General features: G+C 62.0%; 4 protein-coding genes. 3 read left to right on the top strand and 1 reads right to left on the bottom strand.

Translation table 11 applies throughout. The annotated features are described in order from the left end of the window. Positions 1–333: 333 nt before the first annotated feature. From AB0O24_RS18480 to AB0O24_RS18470, 3 genes are all read left to right on the top strand, one after another. Positions 334–1335: a hypothetical protein gene (locus AB0O24_RS18480; protein ID WP_363376920.1), complete on the top strand. Its 1002-nt coding sequence runs from the start codon at positions 334–336 to the stop codon at positions 1333–1335. Positions 1336–1671: 336 nt separating this feature from the next. Beyond that, positions 1672–4398, top strand: coding sequence for a hypothetical protein (locus AB0O24_RS18475; RefSeq protein ID WP_363376918.1), 2727 nt, complete (start codon positions 1672–1674; stop codon positions 4396–4398). Then, entirely contained in the window at positions 4398–4940 is a 543-nt protein-coding gene (locus AB0O24_RS18470; RefSeq protein WP_363376916.1) for a hypothetical protein, read from the top strand. The genes AB0O24_RS18475 and AB0O24_RS18470 overlap by 1 nt, the downstream gene beginning before the upstream one ends. Positions 4941–5130: 190 nt before the next feature. On the opposite strand, the gene AB0O24_RS18465 is transcribed toward AB0O24_RS18470, so the two are convergent. Then, positions 5131–6165, bottom strand: a complete 1035-nt coding sequence (locus AB0O24_RS18465) for a hypothetical protein (protein WP_363376914.1) — start codon at positions 6163–6165, stop codon at positions 5131–5133. Positions 6166–6168: the final 3 nt, after the last annotated feature.

Below are 6168 nucleotides of genomic sequence, written 5' to 3'. Positions count from 1 at the left end.
TTACGCCGCTCTTCACGCGACGCCTTGTCGATAGCCAACAGTGTGATTCCTTTCGTAAGGAGACCCACCCCTTACACACACCATTTGACACGCTCACGGACACCCCTCAAGCCCATGCGAGGTGGACTCGATCCACAGCACAGGATGCTGTACTTTCGGCACAGCATCCTTGACTGCCAGAAGCGAGGCCTCCATGAGTACTTCTTTACAAAATCGAACAAATATGCTAATGTATGAACATCGACCCGACATGCTCATGGTTGCAGGCGAAAGCCTCCCGGTGCCGGGTTCGGAAGAAGTAACCGCCGTTAGACGCGGCAAGGAATCATCATTATGTCCGAGCAGTTCAAGGACACCAACGATCACCGCCGTACTGACGAGCCAAAACGAGGCGGTGGCCTCGTGAGTGAACAACCCGTTCCCCACTCAGGGAAGCTGCCTGACGCGCTGCGGGAGCACCCCGTCAACGAGTTCGACAACACCACCCTCCCCGAAGCCTTCGAGCAAGGCCATCTGGCGACACCCGACTCTCCTGCACCGCTCGTCGACCACCACTCATCACCGAAACGCCGCAGAGGACTTGTCGTCGGGCTCGGTGCCGGTGCAGCCGGACTCGCTGTCGCCGCCGGCGCTGTCTTCGGAGTCAATGCCCTGAATACAGCCCCAAAGTCCGAACCGACTGCTGCTGCTCCTGCCAATCCTTCAGACACTGCACCGTCCCCAAACGGCGAAGCATCCCCAGATGCAGCCGCCAACCCCGAAGCCTTACCGATCACGACCGAGGCCTACGAGATCTCCGGTGAACTCTCCCCAGAGCAGGCCGTCACGACTTTTGTGAACGACCGTCTGAGTCCGTGGTCAATGGCGGGCGCGACGCAAGAGACTATTGAAGGCCACGCCACCAATCTCTCGGATGAGTACACCAAAGCGATCGCTGCTGAGAATGCCAAAGTAATTGCCGACGCCCTTTTCGTGCCCGGGTGGCAATCCAACGAAAAGCTTCGCAACTATGTCGCTTTCGAGCAGCGGAACAACGCTGGCGCACTCGAAATGTGGTACCTCACGAGCGAAAGTGGATTACCCCAGGATCGTGAGCCATACACAAGAAGCGTGACCGTCGAAGATGTCACTGTCATCAGCGACGAGGGCGACTCGGCTGTCCTGTCTGTTGATGTCGCCGAGCATGACAACGCTGATAAGAACACGGTCGACGAGCGGATAACTCGCACTGCTGCACAGGTTATCGAGGGTAAAAAGTCGACCGGCACTATCGCGATCCAGAAAGTCGAGAATACGTGGCGCGTCTCCGATATTGAATGGACCGCTCGCAGTTAAGTCGAGCACTTCTCAAGAGATAGCACTTATGCTTTAATAAGCGCAGGCATGAGACAAAATCGACACTCGCGTCAGTTTCGGCATTCTTCATTAGTACTAATGAAGCCCAGCCCCTTCGGGGCTTGGCTTTCTTTGTTTGCTCGGCCAATCGTCATCGTGTTCGCGGTGCTGGTTGTGACGGTTGCCGTAGTGAGTCTGCTAGCGGCTGCTCGGCCCGTAGGGGCGGCTCCGACGACGAAAGAGGCCTGCGAGGCTGCCGGAGGAACCTGGGCGACACGGGCTGCGCCGGGCGGTGGTCAAGAGACGAGCTGTACAGGTGCGGTGCCAGCCGTCGGAATGTCACTGGAGAAGCAGGTGCAGTCCTTCCTCTACTACCGCACGCTCGGAAAGTGTCTCGCGAATGGTGGCCCGAACCTCAAGGACGGCGCCTGGTTCGACGGCGGTGAACGCATCAACCGTTCCCACGCCGGATCCGGTGAGTGGTTCGGACAAGGCCAAGCACCCGGCGGACTCCTCCTCGACGGCGTGAACGGTGTACGTACCAAGGTCGACACGTCCGGGGCAGTGGAGTGCGCCCAGTCCAGTCTCGTCACCGGTGCTCTGAGCCTCTGGGACGGATGGAAGCCGGACGAGGCGCTCTGCGCGATGGGCATGCGCAGCGCCAACGACAGCGAATACAACGCCGGTCGCTGTACCAACAGTCAGGGCGGGAGTGACGAGTTCCGCCGAGGCGACAACGTCGCCGCCGCGTATAGAAAGGCCGTCAGCGACCGCATTTACGGCGGGAAAGAGCCGACCATCACAGCCAACGAGAAACTCGCCGACGCCGGAAAGTACCTCCTGTATTTGAAGGCGTTCACCAGTATCTGTACCCCGACCGCAGCGATCACGACGACCAAACCCGCGGGGACGACGGAGAAGGACTACCTCCTGCGGATCCCTTCACGAAGTGGCGACACCGTGGTGTACACCCCGACGTACTACCTCAGCCAGAACAACAAGTCACCCGACAACGGCGTCGCCCTCTTCGCCGGGCCGAGCTTCGACCGCTACGACGGTGACGCCGAAGGCAGCACCTGCGGTGCCCTCGCGAAAGCCATCACCGGCGACGACGGCCAGAACAACGGCCTCGCAGACGCGTACGGCGCATATCTGTATCAGAACCGCGACTACGTCGACAACAGCGGTGGTTCGAGAGACTGCTCTGCTGACGGCTCCTGTCCGGAGACTCAGCCAACTTGCGGGAACACTGTGACCGGTATTGGGTGGATCGTCTGCCCCGTGCTGGAGGGCATTGCCGCCCTGAACGATGGGATGTGGGCGTTCACGGAAGGACTCCTCACCGTTTCGCCGCTGCAGCGCGTTGATCAGTCCGGGAAGGTCACGCTGGCGTATCAGGTGTGGCAGGGGTTCCAAGCTCTGGCGAACGTGGCGCTGATCGTCGTGTTCCTCGTCATGATCTTCTCTCAACTCACCAGCGCTGGGCTGTCTAACTACGGTGTCAAGAAGCTCCTGCCCCGTCTCGTGATCGCCGCGATCATGATCAACGTCTCCTTCATCGCCATGCAACTCGCTGTCGATGTCGCCAACGTCGCCGGTACAGGGCTGTACGACATCGTCAACGGCGTCGTCAAAGACGCCACCCTGCCGACCTGGGAATCATTCGTCGGGACACTCGCCACCCTCGGAGTTGCCGGAGGCATCGCTGCGGGAGCGATCGCCATCTCACCGATGGCCGCACTCATGCTCGCACTCCCCCTGGCGCTCGGGGCCCTGCTGGGCTTTCTCGCCGCGGTCGTCACCCTGATGTTCCGTCAGGCCATGATCCCATTGCTCGCCGTGCTCGCCCCGTTGGCGTTCATTGCCTATCTGCTGCCGAACACGAAGTCGTGGTTCGACAAGTGGAAGGGCATGTTCATCTCGATGTTGATGCTGTTCCCGCTCGCGGCGCTGCTGTTCTCCGGGATGAAGATGGCCGGCTACATCATCAACAGCAGTGGGCAATGGTGGGCGACCCTCACCGCCCTCGTCGTCATCGGCGCGCCCCTTTTCATGCTGCCGTTCCTCGCCCGTCAAGCAGGCCCCATGCTCGGGAAGCTCCAATCCGCTGTCCGCGGCAAGATGGGCGCCGTGGAGAAACCGACCAAAGCCTGGGCTGACAGTCACCGGAGTCGAGCGATGGCTGCAGCAGACGCACGCACCCCCGCGAAGTGGAACGTCGGTGCCCGCCTCAGGCATGGATTCCAACGACGCAGCCGACGCCGCGAACTGGAAACGAAAGCACTCCAAGCTCAATCCGGTGCCGACTTCAACACCCAACTCGCCGAACACGCCGACGACTGGGCCGGAAGGGTCACGGGCGATGCAGCCCAAGCCTTCATCCGCGGGGCCGGAGCTCGCGCCGAAGCGGAAGAACTCAAGACTGCGCAGGCTCCCCTCCAGCAAGAAGTTGCCGCGATCCGCGCCGGAACCCACACCAACCCCGCCTACGCAGGCATGGACGTCGATCAGTTCCTCGAGCACCGCGCCACCGACACCACCCGCAGCACCACCGAACGCGAAGCCGCCATGCACCACGCCGCCGCCCTCGGAAGAGACGGCGTCGTCCGCCGACTTGGACGAAACACCAGCGTCAACCAAGAAGCCCTCCAACGCGCCATCACCGCCAACGCCGGCAACCTCGTCGGCAAAGCACCCGACATCGTCAAAGGCGACAAACCCGCCTTCAGCTCCGTCGCCGGAGCCGACATGGCCGCACACAGCGCCGGAACCGCCGCCGCCCACATGGAATACCTTCAACGCCTGCACATCCAAGCCAACGACATAACCCGCACCGCCGCCGAACGCGCCGACGCGCAACGCGACCTCGACGAAGCCGTCACCTCATTCAACGGCGCCGTCGAAGACATCACCCGCGACCAAACCCTGCAAGCCAAATACACCGGCGACACCGGACGCGCCGTCACCCGCACCATCGGCACCGCCACACCAGCATTCCAGACCTACGCCAACACCCACCTGACCGGACTCGCCGCCATCCAAACCGACGGGAAGATCCGCTGATGATGGCCCGCGTCCCCGACACCACCCGCGTGCTCGAATGGAGCTACCAGTTCGGGCCACCCCGACGCTCCTGGAGATGGTTCGCCGTCGTCTTCGCGATCGGACTCGGTCTCGCCGGGCTCTTCTTCCTCACACTCCGCAACGAATGGGGCGCAGGCGGCTGGATGATCGTCTGGCTCTGCATGATGCTCGCCACCGCGCTCGCACCAGCCCGCACCTACCACGTCCGCCTCGACCGCAACCACCTCACGATCGAGTTCGCTGCCCGACGTCACACCATCGTCGACCGAAACCTGAGCGAATACGCCACCTACAAAATCAGCGAGATCCCCGCAGACCGCCTCAACCCCGCCATCACCCGCATCACCCTCCGCCCCCGTGACGGACGCGCGCCCGTGGAGATATCACTTACAGGTGACCCTGCAACGGACGGTCAAATAGCCAGACGGATCGCCGACACCGTCCCACTCGCACCCGACATCGCGCCCGGACTCCTCGAACGATTCGATCGGATAGCCGAACGAATCGTGGGCTGGAGATGAGTGCAAGGTCAGCGTGATAGCCAGATTGTTCTCCGAGTCGCGGCTGAGATCGGGTCTGATAGGCGAGGAAGCGGCTACGCGGTGACCGTCTGGTTGGCTAGCCCGTACCACCCGGGTGCCGCCCCCGTTGATCGGCAACAGGTCGATCACGCGGCAGATGCACCCTCTGCGCCGCTGCACGCTATCGCCTTCACAGCCGGGTCAGAGCATTCCCCGCGTCCAGTGCGACCGGCGCGAAATATGAGAGCGAACCGTTCTGCCCATACTCAGGGCGCGGGTGCGCCTGAATGGCTTCTAACGCGGCGCGCTCGCTCGCGAGGATGCCATCGCCAAATACTTCCAGCCGTCTATACAGGGCCAGTTGAATGGCCCACTCTGCCTGTTCACGGAACCAGCTCAGGTCCCGAACCTCGAGTCCGAGGCCGATTGAGTACGTTGCTTCGCCGCCAACCATTCCGAAGACAAGCACCGCACCTCCATACTCGTGATCCGGTAAGACCTTGACTTCGACGATGTACTCCCATGGAATGCTGGCAGCCAGCGCCCTTCCGGCGACGGCTCGCGCCGCGGCGGCATTTTTACCCGCCTGCGAGACACTTCGAATACCCGCCGCCAGTATGGCGACGCCCAGCCCAAAGTCGGTGTCGACGTCCACGCCAGACTCCGCGGGCCGAATGAAGTTCGGGCAGACAAAGATGAGGCGATGATTGGTGAAATACAGGGTGGTGTTGCCCCATGCGGGGCTAACGTCCTGAATCGGCGCGGAAGGCCAGGGCTGGTAGAAGCACCCGCCCTCTCCTGTGAGGTGCTGGAGATAACTCTCCCCTTCTGCCATCACCGGGCTCTTATCGGAGTTGAGTAGAGGGACAAAGGGCCCGGGAGAGGGCTTGGTCACATCTACCACTCGAAGCAGGTCGATCTTCGCGTTGGTGGTCGGACCGTTCGCTGGGATCACCAGCCGTGGCGTACTTCCGCCGGGCCTGAACTGCTTCTCGGCCCGCATCTGGTCGTACTGGACGCGCGCTGCAGGATCGAGCAAGACTCGTTCCGCCTCAGCGATGGCGGCGATGCGCTGCTCCGCGACCTGTCGCTGGCTGAGGCTCGGGTGGTTGCACCGGGGCTGCCACTTTCGACGCGCGATTGGGATAGCCGTTTGAATTTCGAGTTCGTTGGCAGTATTCCCGACTTCGATGACCTCGTAGAGGGATGCTTCAGAGTTGATCACTCT

The sequence above is a fragment of the Microbacterium sp. NPDC086615 genome, from assembly GCF_040686055.1.
Lineage (GTDB): Bacteria > Actinomycetota > Actinomycetes > Actinomycetales > Microbacteriaceae > Microbacterium.
Note: the sequence above shows the minus strand (reverse complement) of the source record. Positions and strands in the feature narration are given on the sequence as shown.

What these genes read in the sequence shown, in the direction of transcription:
- AB0O24_RS18480 (WP_363376920.1), top strand. Translation starts at nt 334, where the DNA reads ATGTCCGAGCAGTTCAAGGACACCAACGATCACCGCCGTACTGACGAG.
- AB0O24_RS18475 (WP_363376918.1), top strand. Translation starts at nt 1,672, where the DNA reads ATGTCACTGGAGAAGCAGGTGCAGTCCTTCCTCTACTACCGCACGCTC.
- AB0O24_RS18470 (WP_363376916.1), top strand. Translation starts at nt 4,398, where the DNA reads ATGATGGCCCGCGTCCCCGACACCACCCGCGTGCTCGAATGGAGCTAC.